This is a genomic window from Streptomyces sp. NPDC048192, assembly GCF_043202415.1.
Lineage (GTDB): Bacteria > Actinomycetota > Actinomycetes > Streptomycetales > Streptomycetaceae > Streptomyces.
This window is the reverse complement of the sequence record NZ_JBIDAL010000003.1, coordinates 124143-139010: the sequence shown is the minus strand read 5'-3', so window position 1 is coordinate 139010 and position 14868 is coordinate 124143. Positions and strand designations below refer to the sequence as shown.

The window sequence follows — 14868 nt, the reverse complement described above, 5'->3', positions numbered from 1 at the left end:
CGCCGGTGGTCTGCCCGTGGTCAGGCGGCGGTGAGTTCCCGATACCGGGTCAGCAGTTCGCCGGTCGTCGCGCGGTCCGCCGGCAGCAGGGGTGCGCGTACCGGGCCCGCGGGGCGGCCGAGGGCCGTGAGGAGCGCCTTCGCGGTCACCGTGCCGGGCAGTCCCGCGGCCGTCGTCGCCTCGATCAGCGGCGTCGCCCGCAGCTGGAGTTCCGCCGCCCGCGCGGTGTCGCCGGCGTCGAACGCGTCGAGGATCGCGGCGATCCGGCCGGGTACGGCGTTGGCGACCGTGCTGACGCAGCCGGCGGCGCCGACCGCGTACAGCGCCAGCACATGTTCGTCGCAGCCCGCGTAGTACGCGAGATCCGTCTGCGCCAGCACCTTCTGGGTGCCGAGGAAGTCGTACGAGCAGTCCTTCACCGCGACGATCCCCGGGTGCCCGGCGACGCGGATCATCGTCTGCGGTTCGATCCGGGTGCCGGTGCGGCCCGGGATGTCGTACAGCATCACGGGCAGTCCGCCCGCGTCGGCGACCTGGCGGAAGTGCGCCTCCAGCGCCTCCTGCGGAGGCCTGCTGTAGTACGGCGTCACCACCAGCACCCCGTCGGCGCCCGCCGTCCCGGCCGCGCGGGCCAGCTCCACGGTGTGCCGGGTGTCGGCCGTGCCCACCCCGGTGACCAGGGACACCCGGTCGCCGACGGCCTCGCGGACGGCCGCGACCAGTTCCGTCTTCTCCGCGTCCGTGGTGGTGGGCGACTCGCCCGTGGTGCCGTTCAGCACCAGACCGTCGCAGCCCTCGGCCACCAGCCACTCGGCGAGCTCGCGGGCGCCGTCCAGGTCGAGGGCGCCGTCCTCGGTGAACGGCGTGATCATCGCGCAGAGGGTGCGGCCGAAGGGACGGGGGGTGGTGGGTGTCGTCGTCATGGGGGTAGTGTCGGCCGCGTCTTAATGAAGGACTACTTAATTCTTCTAAGGCTTATTGGTAAGCGTCGCTGAATGGTCTTGTCCGGTGGGCGGAGGCCCTGTGTCCAACTCGGCCCTTCATGGGTCACTATGGCCGGAGGGTCACCGACGTCCGTCATGGGAGGCACCATGAAGCTCGGCAAGGCACTGGCCACCGGATACGCCGAGGAGCGGCCGCGCGGCGAAGAGGCTGTCCGGGGGGAGACCGCCCGCGAGGTGCGGGGACCGCTCGCCGAGGACACCGCCCGCGCCGTGACGGCCGAGCCGGGCCGCGAAGAGGTTCCGGCCGTCCGATGAGACTGCGGCTCCCCGCGGAACGCCCGACGGAGCCGCCGACCGGATACAAGATCGCCCACCCGGTGCTGTCCCAGGACGGCACCCGGGCCGGGTTCACCGGAGTGTCGCTCGGCGGCGCGCTGCCGTACGGCGTCCTCGACGACGCCGCGTGCGTCTACGGGCGCCGGCACCGGCCGCCGGCCCGGCTGTGCGACTGCGGGTTCCACTGCGTCCACGACCGCGCCGCGGCCGAGGCCATGCTGTGCACCGCGGAGCACCGTACGGCCCTGCTGCTGGAGGTCGTGGTGCTCGGCCCGTACATCCGCTTCGAGCGCGGGTTCCGGTACGGGCGGCAGCGGGTGCGTACGGCCGTCGCCGGGCCCTGCGCCTGCGGCGCTCCCGCCGTCGCGCTCGCCGACGCCGGGTGGGGCAGGCCGGGGTGGCGGGGGCTCGCCCCGGTGTGCGCCGGGTGTGTGCGCGGGCGTACGTCCGTCTCGCTCGCCGGGTTCGCCCGGCTGGCCGGGGAGGGGCTGCGGGTGGTGGCGCGCGGTGGCGGTGCGGGAGGCGGCTCTGGCGAGTTGGCGGCGGGGGCGGAGTTCGGCGTGCCCGAACTCGTCGCCGAGGCGGCGTTGTTGCAGGCGCGGCTCGACTGGTTCCAGAGCCAACTCGCCCGGCTCGGGGAGCGTGGCGGCGGGGGTTCGGGGCGGTCGTGACGGCCTAACGGCCGGCCGTCCGGGTACCCGCAGCGTGGGGCGGCCCTGCTCGGTGCGTCCTCGGTGCGCGGCCGGTGCGGGTGCGTGCGGCGTGATGCCTGCGGCGGCCCGTGCGGGTGCGTCGTGGCCGGGGTCGCGCCTACGGTGGTCTGTGAGTCGGTGCCGCGCCGGGTGGCGACACACGCACGCCTGCCCCGGGGTCCGGCAGCGGCCGGGCCGACGTCGACGCGAGAAAGGGCACACCGATGAAGCACAGGACTCCGCATCGTACGGGGGCCAAGGGACCCGACGAGCTGCGGCAGCAGATCGAGCACGCCCGGCACCAACTCGGGGGCACCGTCGCCCAGTTGGTCGGCAAGGCCGATGTGAAGGGGCGGGCCCGGGTGCGGGCCGCCGATCTGCGGGACAAGGCCGGCGCCATGACCGTGCAGCTGCGCGCCGGCGCCGCCCAGGCCGGACACGCGGTGCAGGGCAAGGCCGCGCAGGCCGGGCATGCCGTGCAGGGCAAGGCCGCCCATGCCGGGCACGCCGTGCAGGGGCGGATGGCCGACGTCGGACATGCCGTGCAGGGGCGCGTCGGGCATGCCGGGCACACCGCGCAGGGGCGGGCCGCCGCCGTCCAGGGCAGGGCCATGCAGGTCCTCGTACGGCTGCGGCGGCCGGCGGTGATCGCGGGCGTCGCGGGTGTCGCCGCCGCCGTCGCCGCCGGTGTGGCGCGGATGAGGCGACGCTGAGCCAGCCCGCCCACCGTGGACAAGAAAAGTTTTCGGTGGGAGGGTGGGGACATGCTGGACGTGACCGTGATCGAGGACCCCGAGGCGGCGGCCGTGTCGCTGGACCCCGTCCGGGCCCGGCTGCTCGCCGAGCTCGCTGTCGAGCCCGCCTCGGCGACCATGCTGGCCGGCAAGGTCGGGCTGCCCCGGCAGAAGGTGAACTACCACCTCAAGACGCTGGAGCGGCACGGCCTCGTCGAGCTGGCCGGGGAGCGGCGCAAGGGCAACGTCACCGAGCGGCTGATGCGTGCGACCGCCGCGTCGTACGTCATCTCGCCCGCCGCTCTGCCGGGCGTGCAGCCGGACCCGGACCGCTTTCGCGACCAGCTGTCCGCGCGGTGGCTGCTCGCGCTCGGCGCCCGGCTGGTGCGGGACGTCGGCGCGCTGATCACCGGTGCCGCGCGGGCCCGCAAGGGGCTGGCGACCTACGCGCTGGACGGGCAGGTCCGCTTCGCCTCCGCCGCCGACCGGGCGGCCTTCGTGCAGGAGCTGACGGCGGGCGTGAGCGCCCTGATCCGCAAGTACGACGCCCCGGACGCCGAGGGCGGGCGCGACCACCGGATCGTCGTCGCCCTGCATCCCACGGTCAAGGCCCCCGCACTGGACCGGTGAGCAGGAGTCCCGACATGCCCGAGGAATTCGAGATCGTCCGCGAGTTCGAGGTGGACGTCCCGCCCGAGAAGGTGTGGGACGCCGTCACCACCGGCACCGGCGGCTATCTGTGGCCCATGGACCCGCCCGAGCCGCGGGAGGGCGGCAGGGGGCCCTTCGGGTCCACCGTCACCGCCTGGGACCCGCCGCACCGCTACGGCAGCCGCAGCGAGGACGTCGGCATGCCCACCCAGTCGGTCAACCAGCTCGACTACACCATCGAGTCCCGCGACGAGGGCCGCCGCGCCTGGGTGCGCTATGTGCACAGCGGCATCTTCACCGACGACTGGAACAACCAGTACGACGGCGCGAGCAAGCACACCAACTTCTATCTGCACACCCTGCGCGAGTACCTCACCCACTTCGCGCCCCGGCCGGTCGCCTTCGCCCAGCTGAACGGGCCCGCGGCCTCGGCCGGCCCCCGGGCGCTCGCCGCCGTCGCGCGCGCCCTCGGGCTGGCGGACGACGCGGCCGCCGGTGCGAAGGTGAGCGTCCGAGGACCCGGCGGGCGGATCCTGGACGCCGTGCTCGACTACCGCAATCCGTACTTCGTCGGGCTGCGCACCGACCACGCCCTCATCCGCTTCTTCGGGCGGGGCCACTGGGGCGCCCCGCTCGGCGTCAGCGTCCACGACTTCGCGCCGGACGCCGACGCCGAGGCGAACGAGGCCGCCTGGCAGGACTGGCTCAACGGGGTGTTCGGCCGGTCCTGAGACGGGTCACGGACGGAAGCGCAGCACCTGCGGGTCGTGGTCGCTGATCTGGTCGTTGAACTCCGAGTTGATGTGCACGCTGTCGTACTCGAAGTCGCAGCCGCGCCGGATCGCCGGGCTGATCAGGATCTGGTCCAGGACCTGCTCGTTGCCCTGGTAGTCGTAGGTGTAACGCTCGCTCTTCGGCAGCGACTTGATCGCCGACCACAGCTCGCCGTCGCCCTCGAGGAGCTGCGCGGTCTCGGAGAACTCGAAGTCGTTCATGTCGCCCAGCGCGATGACGTTCGCGTTCTTCTGGACCTTGAGGATGTCCTTGACGAACGCGTTCACCTCGGTGGCCTGCGCGTGGCGCTGGATCTCCGAGCTGCGCGTCGGCGGCTGGTACTGGGAGGTCAGGCCCTGGTCGCCGCCCTTGGAGACCAGGTGGTTGGCGATCACGAAGACGGTCTTGCCGCGGAAGACGAACTGGCCGGCGAGCGGCTTGCGGCTGTCCTTCCAGGCGGCGTTCGCCGGGTCGATGCGGCCCGGGGAGACCGTCAGCCCGGCCTTGCCGTTCTCCTTGGTGACGCCGACCGCGGTGGTGGAGTCGCCGCCCGCGCGGTCCACGAAGGACACCCGCTCCGGGTTGAACAGGAACACCTGGCGGATGTTGCCGCCCGGCTCGCCGCCGTCCTGGTCGTTGACCGGGTCGATGGAGCGCCAGTCGTACTTCGGGCCGCCCGCCGCGACGATCGCGTCGATCAGCTTGTTCACGGTGACGCTCGCGTCGACCGTGCCGTCGTCCGTGGCGCCGTTGTCGTCCTGGATCTCCTCCAGGGACACGATGTCCGGCGACTGCAGGTTGTTCACGATCGCGGACGCGTGCTGGGCGAACGTGGAGTCCGAGGGGTCGAGGTTCTCGACGTTGTAGGTCGCCACCGCCAGCTCGCGGCCCGACTGCTTCTCCGTCGTCTCGCGCTCCAGGCCGGCGCTCTGCAGCGTGCCGAGCTTGCTCGCGAGGAGGGTGTAACCGCCGTACTGGTTGAAGTCGAGCGGGCCGGTGGTGGCGCCCTCCAGGGTGTCGCCGACGTTCGCCTTCGGGAAGTCGGCGGTGGAGCCCAGCGACTGGATCTGGAGGCGGCCGGTGTTCTGGGAGTCGTAGGAGCCGTAGACCGTGCCGCCGCGGCGGTTGGCGTCCTCGTGCGGCTTCACCGTGACCCACAGCTCGCTGTAGGGGTCGGTGGCGGTGACCACGCGCGTGTCGGCGACCTGGACGTTCATGCCCTCCAGGGACTCGTAGTAGTCCAGGGCGTACTTCGACGGGTCCAGCGGGAGGTTGTTGATCGAGCCGCCGGCCGCGGGGTCGCCCTGCGGGGTGTACGCGTCCGGCACGGAGTTCTCGTCGATCACGACCGGCGCCGGGACCGGGTTGCCGGTGGAGACCGTGGTGATCACCGGCTTGGTGATCTCGGTGAGGGACTGGTTGCCGGTGGAGGCGCCCCCCGGGACGTACTCGGAGACCGTGCCGGTCACCGTCACCGAGTCGCCGACCGCGACCTTGGGCGTGGAGCTGGTGAAGACGAAGACGCCCTCGCTGGTGGCCGGGTTGTCGTCCGGGTTCGGGTCCTGGAGCCAGAAACCTCTGGAGGAGCCGTAGGTGCGCGTGGCCGTGACGATGCCGGGCACGTCCGTCACCTTCTGCCCGGCGAACGGCGATATTCGGGTCGTGCCCTGGATGTCGTGGATGCGCACCGCGTCGGCGTGCGCGGGCGAGGTGAGGGCGACGGCGGACGCCGCGCTGCAGACGGCGGCGACGGTGAGCGCGGCGAGGCGCGCGGAAGACCTGCTCGGCAAGGGATCCCTCCGGGGACGTGACGATGCGCCGGGACGAGGGTGGTACGGGTGCGTGTGGGGGTCGTAGCCCTCCGTGACACGCGTAGAGCCGAGTGAACAGTCGTCCCCCCAACTTCTACGCGCGTCAATCTCCTGCCTGCGCCGGGGAGTTGTCAAGGTTTCGGCCATGTACGGCCGCTGACGGGGAGATGAACCGGGCGGCATGGGGCCAAATCCGTCTAGGCTGAGCGGCTGAGCCCGTTTCACGCTCCGAGGAGATCCAGCCGATGTCAGACAGCTCCCCCCTGCCGCCCGTACGGCTGCACTCCGAAGCGGAGCTGGCCCGCGCCGCGCTGTCCACGCCGCTGCTCTCCCGTGCCGCCCGCCTCGCCCGGTGGGCCGGACCCGGCACCCGCGTGGACGCCGGCGGCGTACTGGTCGAGGAGCAGCTTCCGGCCGCCGCCGAACTGCTCGGACTGAGCGGTGACGACGCCGTCGCGGACGCCGGCGAGGCCTGGCGGGTCGCCCTGGACACGGGGCTGGTCGAGATCGTGGACGAGGAGGCCGGCACGGTCCGGGCGGGCGAGGAGCTGAAGCTGCTCACCGGCGGCTCCCCGGCCGACGTGCTCTCCGTGTGGCTCACCGCGCTGGAGACCGTCCTCGCCGACGCGAGCGTGCCCGATCTGGACGGCCTGGCCGACGCCCTGGCCGAGGGCGGCACGGTCGATTTCTCGTCACTCGGCTGGGACCCGGACGCGGAGGCCGCGTTCCTCGACGGCGTCCTCGGCAACCTGTATCTGCTGACGGTGAGTGAGGGCGGCCCCGGCGACGGACCGGTCCCGCTGCCCGCCCTCGCCGCCTCGGTGATCGTCCCCGACGGCCCCGGCGAGCCCACCGACGCCGTCCTCGAACAGGTCTCCGACGCGATGATGCGCCTGGACGACCAGTTCCGGATGCTGGAGCCGGTCGGTCTCGTGGAGTACCGGCCGGTGGACGAGGCGCTGATGGCCGACCCGGAGGAGGAGCCGGCCGCGTCGCTGGACGACGCCGACGTCACGCGGTACGGCATGGTGCGCCTCACCCCGCTCGGCGTGTACGGGCTGCGGGCGCGGCTGCTGGACGCCGGGTTCGCGGCGCCGGCCGTCGGCGAACTCGCCGACAAGGGCGCGGACGCGCTGCTCGACGGCATCGCCGGATTCGGTCAGGCCGCGGCGCGGGCCGAGACCGAGCAGTGGCTCGACCGGCGCGAACCGCTGGCCGCCGCGCGGGAGTTGCTCGCCGCCGCCCGGGGTGCGGACGCGGGCGCGCCGCTGCGCAGGCTGCGCTGCCAGCAGGCCCTGTCCCTGGTCGGCGCCGAGGCCGAGCCCGCGTTGCGGGAGGTGCTGGACGATCCCGAACTGGGCGGCCTGGCCCGCGTCTGGCTGAGCGAGCGGGGGATGCCCGGGGTGCCGGCGCCGTCCGAGGAGATGGTGTTCTGGCTGACCGTCGACACGCTGGCCGCGCAACTGGCCGCCGAGGGCAACTCGGAGGAGCTGCAGGCGCTGGTGGAGGGGCTGGCCGCGCAGCACAGCGGGTTCTTCACCGCCGCGTGGCGGGTGGAGCACCCGGCCACGGCCGACGTGCTGGAGGCGATGGGACGGCTGCACCCGGACAAGAAGGTGGCCAAGGAGGCACGGAAGGCCGCCTTCAAGGCTCGGTCGCAGCAGGGGGTCTGAGGGCGTCGCGGTAGGGCCGGTTCGTTGCCGGTGGTACGGCCGGTCTCTTCTCGGCGGTGCGGCGGGTGCCGCGCGGTGGGGCCGGTTTGTTCTGCACGGTGTGATCGGGTGCCGCGTGGTCGCCGGTCTTTTCTCGGCGGTGTGATCGGGCGCCCCCGCGACGCGGCCGGCTTCTTCGCGGCGGTGTGATCGAGCGAGTCGCCGTACGGCCGGTCTTCTCTCGGCGGTGCGGCCGCGTGTCGTCGCGGCGAGTGGCCCTTGGGGTGGCCATGGGGTGTGCCATACGGATTCTTGAACAAGGGCCTTGGAAGCAGCCCGCTGTTCAACTCCCGTTCAAGGTGTGGCGGGAGCGTGTGCGCCGAACCGAGGTCCGCCACCCTCCACGGCACTCCCACCGTCTGTAGGAGACACACCATGTCGCTCACCCGCAGGGACTTCGCCAGAACCTCCGCGATCACCGGCGCCGGGATCGCCCTGGCGGGCAGCGTCGGCGCCCTCGCCACCGCACCGAACGCCCTCGCCGCGACGGACGCCGACGGCGCCGGGGCGGAGTCGGCGCACGGCGGACACGGCGTCGGCTACGGCCCCCTGGTCCCCGACCCGAACGGCATCCTCGCCCTGCCCGCGGGCTTCAGCTACGAGATCATCACCTACAGCGGCAGGACCAGGCTGGAATCCGGCGAGTTCACGCCGTCCAACCACGACGGCACCGCAACCTTCGCCGGCCCGCGGGGCGCCACCCTCCTCGTCAACAACCACGAGCTGAAGGGCCCGCGCGCCAACTGGGCGTACCCCGTGCCGCTCACCGAGGGCCTCGTCTACGACCCCGCCGCCTCCGGTGGCTGCACGGTCGTCGAGGTGCGCCGCGACCAGGTCGCCGAGTGGGTCGGCATCGCCGGCACCTCCACCAACTGCGCGGGCGGCGCCACCCCCTGGGGCACCTGGCTGACGTGCGAGGAGACCGAGGACAAGGCCGGCCAGAACGGCATGACCAAGGACCACGGCTACGTCTTCGAGGTCGACCCCGAGGACCGCCGGGCCAACCGCGACCCCAAGCCGGTCAAGGCCTTCGGCCGTTACGCCCACGAGGCGGTCGTCATCGACCCCAAGCGCGGGCACGCCTACCTCACCGAGGACGCGGCCGGCCCCAACGGCCTGCTCTACCGCTGGACCCCGCCGGAGGGCTTCCGGCACGGCCGCGGCAAGCTGCGCACCCTCGCCGACGACGCCGGTGTGCTCCAGGCCTTCAAGTGCTTCGACTCGGGCGGGAAGTTCGTGGACGACCTGTCCCGCGCCACCAGGACCGGCACCGTCTACGGCGTCGACTGGGTGGACGTCCCCGACCGCGACGCCCAGCAGGTCTCCACCCGCAAGCAGTTCGCCGACGGCCGGGTCACCCGCGCCCGCAAGCTGGAGGGCATGTGGTGGGGCGACGGCGGCGCCTACATCGTCTCCTCCTACGCCCGCGAGGAGAGCCCCGTCCAGCACGACGGCCAGGTGTGGTTCTACGACCCGGGGCGCCGCACCCTCACCCTGAAGGTGCTGCTCGGCGTGAACCCCGACCCGGCGAAGGACGGCGCCTTCGACGGCCCGGACAACATCACCGTCTCCCCGTACGGCGGCCTCGTCATCGCCGAGGACGGCGAGGGCGTCCAGCATCTGTTCGGCGCCACGGAGAGCGGCCGCACCTACCCGATCGCCCGCAACGAGCTCAACGTCGGCACCGAAGCGGAGCCGGAGTACAGCGAGTTCACCGGTGTCACCTTCTCGCCCGACGGCAGGACCCTGTTCGCCAACATCCAGACGCCCGGCATCATGCTCGCCATCACCGGGCCGTGGAAGCGGCAGAAGAAGTAGGCACCGGGACCGCCGAGCCGTTCCCCGCCTCGCCCGTGAGGCGGGGAACGACTGCGATGGGGAGCGGCTGAGGCGGTGTCCGCCGTTGCGGGCCGCCGGAAGGCCGCGCGGGCTAGCGGGCGGTCCCGGTTCTGCCGCCGGTGAGCACGGACGCCGCCACCGCCGGCGCGGCCAGCGCGATCAGCGAACCGAAGCCGAAGGCGCGCGACGCCCCGTGGACGAGGATCCGCGCCGGATCGCCGGTCGCGTACCGGGTGGCCGTGCCGTACACCGTGACCAGCACGGACAGCCCGACCGTGCCGCCGAGCCACTGCAGCGTCTGCAGCAGTCCCGAGGCCGCGCCCGCCTCGCCCGGCTCCACGGCGGACAGGATCGTCGCGTTCAGCGGCATGAAACTCAGGCCCACGCCCAGACCCAGCAGCAGGAGCGGGCCCAGCAGCCCGGCGAGGTAGCCGTCCCCGGTCCCGAGCCGCCACAGCCAGCCGGTGCCCGCGGCGATCAGCGTCATTCCGGTCAGCAGCACCGGCTTGACGCCGAAGCGGGCCAGCAGGCGCGGCACCAGCCGCACGGTCGTGAACATCACGAGGGTCATGGGCAGGAAGGCGCACCCGGCGCGGAACGGGCTGTAGTGCAGCACCCGTGGCGGCCGGTGTGGACGGGGTGGACGGGGTGGACATGGCGGTCTCCCGGTCTGGGCGTCCCCGGGTTGCGCGGCACCGGTGGGCAGGGGTGAGGCGGCGTACGGCAGAGTCGAGGCATGGGTGAGCTGCCCACGGAAGTACCACGGCATTAAGCGGGGAGTGTCCCCGTTTAGTGCACGGTAAAATACGGAGAGGGTCCCCGCTTTGCAAGGAGTTACTGGATGACGCAGGTCAGGCCCATGCGCGCGGACGCTCGGCGCAACTACGAGCGGTTGCTGAAGGTGGCGGCGGAAGCCTTCGCCGAGCATGGGGAGAAGGCGTCACTCGACGACATCGCCAAGCGGGCGGGCGTCGGCTCCGGCACGCTCTACCGCCACTTCCCGACCCGGCAGGCGCTGCTGGAGGCGGCGTACGTGGACCGCATCGAGGCGCTGGGGGCGCGGGCGGAGGCGCTGGCGGAGCAACTGCCGCCCGGCGAGGCGCTGATGGAGTGGCTGAACGAGCTGTGCGTCGCCACGATCCAGGTGCGGGGCATGAAGGCGCTGCTGGGTTCGGCGGTCGCGGACGGCAGCTCGGCCACGCTGACGGCGTGCGGGACGACGGTGAAGGGCGCGGCCGCGAGGCTGGTGGAGGCGGCGCGGGCGGAGGGGGCGCTGCGGGCCGACGTCGAGCCGATCGACGTGCTGCGGCTCGCCCACGGGGTCGCCACGGCATCCGAACTCGCGAACGAGCAGGGGCGGGAGATCCGGCGGTATCTGACCCTGCTGGTGGAGGGGCTGCGGGGCTAGCCCCGGATTTTCTGTCTTCGCTCGCCGCCGGTCGTGCTCGGGGAGCCGAGGCTCCCGGGAGCCGGAAGGGCGGTGCCCGCCGGGGCGGGGCCGTGTGCGGCGCGGCGGCCGGGCCGTAAGATCGGGGATCTCGTGGGGGGAGGTGGTCATGGGCAGGCGACGCCCTGGCACGCCGACGCTGGAGGAGGTGGCGGCTCGCGCCGGAGTGGGGCGGGGCACCGTCTCCCGCGTCATCAACAACGCGGCGGGCGTGAAGGAGTCGACCCGTCGTGCCGTGCAGCAGGCCATCGCGGAACTGGGCTACGTGCCCAATCTGGCGGCCCGTTCCCTGGCCGGGAGCAGGGCCGACGCGGTGGCGCTGGTGATGACCGAGCCGGACTGGCGGCAGTTCGCCGAGCCCTTCTTCTCCGAGATCGTCAGCTCGCTCGGGGACGTGCTGGCCGACACGGGGATCCAGCTGCTGCTGACGCTGGTGCGGTCCGGCGCCGAGCGGCGGCGCCTGCTCGAGTACGCGCGCGGGGGCCGGGTGGACGGGGTGCTGCTGATGTCCGTGCACGCCGGCGATCCGCTGCCCGACATGCTCGCCGAGGCTCGGGTGCCCACCGTGCTGCTCGGGCGCCGCTCCGGCGACGAGTACGTCAGCTACGTCGACGCCGACAACGTCGGCGGCGCCCGCAGCGCCGTCTCCCACCTGCTGGAACGCGGCCGGACGGCGATCGCCACCATCACCGGGCCGTCCGACATGTACGTCGCCCAGTGCCGGCTGCGCGGCTACCACGAGGCGCTGGAGACGGCCGGGCTGCGGGGCAAGCCGTCCTGGATCGCCGAGGGCGACTTCACACAGGAGAGCGGGCGGCTGGCGATGGAGCGGCTCATCGAGCGGCACCCGGAGATCGACGGGGTGCTCGCCGCGTCGGACACCACGGCGGCCGGTGCGCTGCAGGCACTGCGGGCGGCGGGGCGGCGGGTGCCCGAGGACGTGGCCGTGGTCGGTTTCGACGACTTCCCGCTGGCGCAGCAGACGGTGCCGCCGCTGACGACGGTGCGGCAGCCGCTGGAGGAGATCGGCCGGGCCATGGTCCGGCTGCTCCTGGAGGAGATCGAGGAACCCTCCCTGGCCTGGCGGCACGTCATCCTGCGCACGGAACTGGTGGTGCGCGAGTCGGCCTGAGGGGCCCTGGATCGGGCCCGGCGGGTAAAAAATTCGGGAGCGCTCCCAGTCGTGGAGTGCTGACCTCGGCTTTCGAAAACGCATCGAAGCGTTCCCGTCGCACGTCTTGTCAGGGTCTTGTCAGGGACATGCACTGCTCCCTACAGTCCCACCGAACCGAGGGAATGGGAGCGCTCCCATTCGTATGGAATCGGGAGCGCTCCCGCGACCACTTCCCCGTCCCTTCGGAGAGGACCCGCATGCGCACGTCACAGCACCATGTCCGTGGAGCCAGTGCCCTGTTCGCGGCGCTGCTCACCGTCCTCGCCGCCCTGGCGGCGCTCCTGACCACCGCCTCGGCCGCACAGGCCGACACCACGATCTGCGACCAGTTCGGCTCGACCACGATCCAGGGCCGCTACGTCGTCCAGAACAACCGCTGGGGCACCAGCGACACCCAGTGCATCACCGCCACCGACTCCGGCTTCCGCCTCACCCAGGCCGACGGCTCGGTGCCCACGAACGGGGCGCCGAAGTCGTACCCGTCGATCTACAACGGCTGCCACTACACCAACTGCTCACCGGGCACCAACCTCCCCGCGCAGCTCAGCGGCATCTCCAGCGCTCCGACGTCGATCTCGTACACGTACGTGAGCAACGCCGTGTACGACGCGGCGTACGACATCTGGCTCGACCCGACCGCCCGCAAGGACGGCGTGAACAAGACCGAGATCATGGTCTGGTTCAACCACGTCGGCTCCGTCCAGCCGGTCGGCTCGCAGGTCGGCACCGCCACCGTCGCCGGGCGCCAGTGGCAGGTGTGGTCCGGCAACAACGGCTCCAACGACGTGCTGTCGTTCGTCGCCCCGTCGGCCATCACCAGCTGGTCCTTCGACGTCATGGACTTCGTGCGCCAGGCGGTCTCCCGCGGACTGGCCCAGAACAGCTGGTACCTGACGAGCGTTCAGGCCGGCTTCGAGCCCTGGCAGAACGGCGCCGGCCTCGCGGTGTCGTCGTTCTCGTCGACGGTCAACACCGGCGGCACCACCCCGACCGACCCCGGCACCTCGGCCTGCAAGGTGACGTACGCGACGAACGTCTGGAGCGGCGGCTTCACCGCCGACGTGACCGTGGCCAACACCGGCAGCACGACGGTCAACGGCTGGAAGGCCGGGTTCACGCTGCCCTCCGGCCAGCAGATCACCAGCGCCTGGGGCGCCACCGTGTCCCCGTCCTCGGGGGCGGTCACCGCGGCCAGCCTCTCCTACAACGGGCAGCTCGCGCCCGGCGGTCAGACGTCCTTCGGATTCCAGGGCACCTACTCCGGCACCTTCGCCAAGCCCGCCGCCTTCACCTTGAACGGCACCGCCTGCACCGTCGCGTGACGCACGCCCGCCTCGTCCCCTCCCGCCCGGGTGGCACCGTCCCCGGGCGGGAGGGGCCCTCATCGTCCACGGCCCGGCGATGCGCCCCGCTCCTCCCGCCTCCGAGGCCTACAGTGCCCGTGCCCCCGGGTCCACCATGTTCCGCACCGTGCGCGCCTTGACGAAGTCGCCCAGTGCCGTCATGTCCCACTCGCCGGAGTACTGGCGGACGAGCTTGGCCATCAGCACGCCGGTCTGGGGCTCGGCGTGGGTGAGGTCGAAGCGGACCAGTTCCTCGCCGGTGGTGCCGTCCAGCAGACGGCAGTAGGCCTTGGCGACCTCCGTGAACTTCTGTCCGGAGAAGGAGTTCACCGTGAAGACCAGGCCCGTGACGTCCTGGGAGAGACGGCCCAGGTCGACCGTGATCACCTCGTCGTCACCCGCACCCTCTCCGGTGAGGTTGTCACCGGAGTGTCTGATCGCGCCGTTCAGGATCGTCAGCTTGCCGAAGTAGCAGCTGTCGATGTGGTTGCGCTGCGGGCCGTAGGCGATCACCGAGGCGTCCAGGTCGATGTCCGCGCCCCGGAACGCGGGCTCCCAGCCGAGCCCCATCCTGACCTGGGAGAGCAGCGGAAGGCCGCCCTTGATCAGGGAGACGGTCTGGTTCTTCCGGAGGCTGACCCGGCCCTTGTCGAGGTTGACCTTCCCGGCTCCCGGAGCGGGGGCGGGCGGGGCCGCGGGGGCCGACACCGGCGGGGCGGGCGGGGTCACCGGGGTCTGCATCGCGGGCGGCGGCGGAGCGGCGGGAGGGGCCGCCGGCGGTGCCGAGGGGGCGGCCGGCTGGGGCGGCGCCACAAGGGGTGCCGGCGGTGCGGCCGGCTGCGGCGGCGCCGACGAGGCGGCCGGTTCCTCCACCGTCACGCCGAAGTCCGTGGCGATGCCGGCCAGCCCGTCGGCGTACCCCTGGCCGACCGCCCGGGCCTTCCAGGCGCCGCCCCTGCGGTAGATCTCCACCACGATCAGCGCGGTCTCGGTGCCGAGCCGCGGCGGGGTGAACGTGCCCAGCACCGAGCCGGCGTCCGCGTCGCGGATCGTGGCCGTCGGCTCGATGCCCTGGAAGGTCTGGCCGGCGGCGTCCGGGCTGGCCGTGACCACGATCTTCTCGATGTCCGGCGGGACGGCGGCGGTGTCGACCGTGATCGCGTCGGGGGCCGCACCGCCGCCGGACGCGTAGTTCACGCCTGGTCCCACCGGCTGGTTGTAGAAGATGAAGTCGTCGTCCGAGCGCACCTTGCCGTCGGCCGTGAGCAGCAGGCCCGACACGTCGAGCCGCACGGGCGCGGACACGTCCACCGTGACACGGGCGGCCGACAGAGGGATGTTCGAGCCAGGGGTCATAGCTGTCATGCCGGGTGAACGAACGACGCCGCTTTACCGTTCCCTTACCAGCGGA

At 72.5% G+C, this 14868-nt stretch carries 14 protein-coding genes; 10 read left to right on the top strand and 4 right to left on the bottom strand.

From position 1 onward, the window contains the following. Nucleotides 1–20: 20 nt before the first annotated feature. Nucleotides 21–923 carry a 4-hydroxy-tetrahydrodipicolinate synthase gene (gene dapA / locus ACGFZN_RS06260; protein ID WP_393857321.1) on the bottom strand — a complete coding sequence of 301 codons (903 nt, stop codon included), beginning with the start codon at nt 921–923 and terminating at the stop codon, nt 21–23. Between the two features lie 168 nt (nt 924–1091). Between dapA and ACGFZN_RS06255 the strand changes: the two genes are divergently transcribed. The 5 genes from ACGFZN_RS06255 (at nt 1092) to ACGFZN_RS06235 (ending at nt 4088) form a co-directional block, all read left to right on the top strand. Further along, nucleotides 1092–1259 carry a hypothetical protein gene (locus tag ACGFZN_RS06255; RefSeq protein ID WP_393857320.1) on the top strand — a complete coding sequence of 56 codons (168 nt, stop codon included), beginning with the start codon at nt 1092–1094 and terminating at the stop codon, nt 1257–1259. Further along, on the top strand, nt 1256–1951 hold the full coding sequence (locus tag ACGFZN_RS06250; protein ID WP_393857319.1) for a hypothetical protein: 696 nt from the start codon (nt 1256–1258) through the stop codon (nt 1949–1951). Before ACGFZN_RS06255 ends, ACGFZN_RS06250 begins: the two co-directional genes overlap by 4 nt. Before the next feature lie 245 nt (nt 1952–2196). Then, a complete protein-coding gene (locus tag ACGFZN_RS06245) occupies nt 2197–2685 on the top strand; it encodes a DUF3618 domain-containing protein (RefSeq protein ID WP_393857318.1) in 489 nt (162 codons plus the stop codon). Between the two features lie 51 nt (nt 2686–2736). Beyond that, on the top strand, nt 2737–3336 hold the full coding sequence (locus tag ACGFZN_RS06240) for an ArsR/SmtB family transcription factor (RefSeq protein WP_393857317.1): 600 nt from the start codon (nt 2737–2739) through the stop codon (nt 3334–3336). A gap of 14 nt (nt 3337–3350) precedes the next feature. Then, complete coding sequence (locus ACGFZN_RS06235; protein WP_393857316.1) at nt 3351–4088, top strand: SRPBCC domain-containing protein; 738 nt, start codon at nt 3351–3353, stop codon at nt 4086–4088. Nucleotides 4089–4094: 6 nt separating this feature from the next. Here the strand turns inward: ACGFZN_RS06235 and ACGFZN_RS06230 are convergent, their stop codons facing one another. Beyond that, complete coding sequence (locus tag ACGFZN_RS06230) at nt 4095–5921, bottom strand: endonuclease/exonuclease/phosphatase family protein (protein WP_393857315.1); 1827 nt, start codon at nt 5919–5921, stop codon at nt 4095–4097. A 266-nt stretch (nt 5922–6187) separates the two neighbouring features. On the opposite strand from ACGFZN_RS06230, the gene ACGFZN_RS06225 reads away from it, so the two are divergent. Continuing rightward, the gene (locus ACGFZN_RS06225) at nt 6188–7615 is read left to right on the top strand and encodes a hypothetical protein (protein WP_393857314.1); all 1428 of its coding nucleotides are present in this window, start codon (nt 6188–6190) and stop codon (nt 7613–7615) included. Between the two features lie 414 nt (nt 7616–8029). After that, complete coding sequence (locus ACGFZN_RS06220) at nt 8030–9472, top strand: alkaline phosphatase PhoX (RefSeq protein ID WP_393857313.1); 1443 nt, start codon at nt 8030–8032, stop codon at nt 9470–9472. Between the two features lie 112 nt (nt 9473–9584). Here the strand turns inward: ACGFZN_RS06220 and ACGFZN_RS06215 are convergent, their stop codons facing one another. Next, nucleotides 9585–10064, bottom strand: coding sequence for an MFS transporter (locus ACGFZN_RS06215; protein ID WP_393857312.1), 480 nt, complete (start codon nt 10062–10064; stop codon nt 9585–9587). A 270-nt stretch (nt 10065–10334) separates the two neighbouring features. Between ACGFZN_RS06215 and ACGFZN_RS06210 the strand changes: the two genes are divergently transcribed. The 3 genes from ACGFZN_RS06210 to ACGFZN_RS06200 all read left to right on the top strand — a co-directional run bounded on the left by ACGFZN_RS06210 (nt 10335) and on the right by ACGFZN_RS06200 (nt 13436). Further along, complete coding sequence (locus ACGFZN_RS06210) at nt 10335–10901, top strand: TetR/AcrR family transcriptional regulator (protein ID WP_393857311.1); 567 nt, start codon at nt 10335–10337, stop codon at nt 10899–10901. Nucleotides 10902–11049: 148 nt separating this feature from the next. Next, on the top strand, nt 11050–12072 hold the full coding sequence (locus ACGFZN_RS06205; protein WP_393857310.1) for a LacI family DNA-binding transcriptional regulator: 1023 nt from the start codon (nt 11050–11052) through the stop codon (nt 12070–12072). A gap of 239 nt (nt 12073–12311) precedes the next feature. Next, nucleotides 12312–13436 (top strand): cellulose binding domain-containing protein, encoded by a 1125-nt coding sequence (locus ACGFZN_RS06200; RefSeq protein WP_393857309.1) that lies wholly within the window; start codon nt 12312–12314, stop codon nt 13434–13436. Nucleotides 13437–13544: 108 nt separating this feature from the next. Here the strand turns inward: ACGFZN_RS06200 and ACGFZN_RS06195 are convergent, their stop codons facing one another. After that, the gene (locus tag ACGFZN_RS06195) at nt 13545–14813 is read right to left on the bottom strand and encodes a TerD family protein (RefSeq protein ID WP_393857308.1); all 1269 of its coding nucleotides are present in this window, start codon (nt 14811–14813) and stop codon (nt 13545–13547) included. Nucleotides 14814–14868: the final 55 nt, after the last annotated feature.

Bases quoted from the DNA above. Each gene is read 5' to 3' on its own strand.
- ACGFZN_RS06245 (WP_393857318.1), top strand. From the start codon at position 2,197: ATGAAGCACAGGACTCCGCATCGTACGGGGGCCAAGGGACCCGACGAG.
- ACGFZN_RS06200 (WP_393857309.1), top strand. From the start codon at position 12,312: ATGCGCACGTCACAGCACCATGTCCGTGGAGCCAGTGCCCTGTTCGCG.
- ACGFZN_RS06220 (WP_393857313.1), top strand. From the start codon at position 8,030: ATGTCGCTCACCCGCAGGGACTTCGCCAGAACCTCCGCGATCACCGGC.
- ACGFZN_RS06215 (WP_393857312.1), bottom strand. From the start codon at position 10,064: ATGACCCTCGTGATGTTCACGACCGTGCGGCTGGTGCCGCGCCTGCTG.
- ACGFZN_RS06240 (WP_393857317.1), top strand. From the start codon at position 2,737: ATGCTGGACGTGACCGTGATCGAGGACCCCGAGGCGGCGGCCGTGTCG.
- ACGFZN_RS06255 (WP_393857320.1), top strand. From the start codon at position 1,092: ATGAAGCTCGGCAAGGCACTGGCCACCGGATACGCCGAGGAGCGGCCG.
- ACGFZN_RS06225 (WP_393857314.1), top strand. From the start codon at position 6,188: ATGTCAGACAGCTCCCCCCTGCCGCCCGTACGGCTGCACTCCGAAGCG.
- ACGFZN_RS06235 (WP_393857316.1), top strand. From the start codon at position 3,351: ATGCCCGAGGAATTCGAGATCGTCCGCGAGTTCGAGGTGGACGTCCCG.
- dapA (WP_393857321.1), bottom strand. From the start codon at position 923: ATGACGACGACACCCACCACCCCCCGTCCCTTCGGCCGCACCCTCTGC.
- ACGFZN_RS06250 (WP_393857319.1), top strand. From the start codon at position 1,256: ATGAGACTGCGGCTCCCCGCGGAACGCCCGACGGAGCCGCCGACCGGA.
- ACGFZN_RS06210 (WP_393857311.1), top strand. From the start codon at position 10,335: ATGACGCAGGTCAGGCCCATGCGCGCGGACGCTCGGCGCAACTACGAG.
- ACGFZN_RS06195 (WP_393857308.1), bottom strand. From the start codon at position 14,813: ATGACCCCTGGCTCGAACATCCCTCTGTCGGCCGCCCGTGTCACGGTG.
- ACGFZN_RS06205 (WP_393857310.1), top strand. From the start codon at position 11,050: ATGGGCAGGCGACGCCCTGGCACGCCGACGCTGGAGGAGGTGGCGGCT.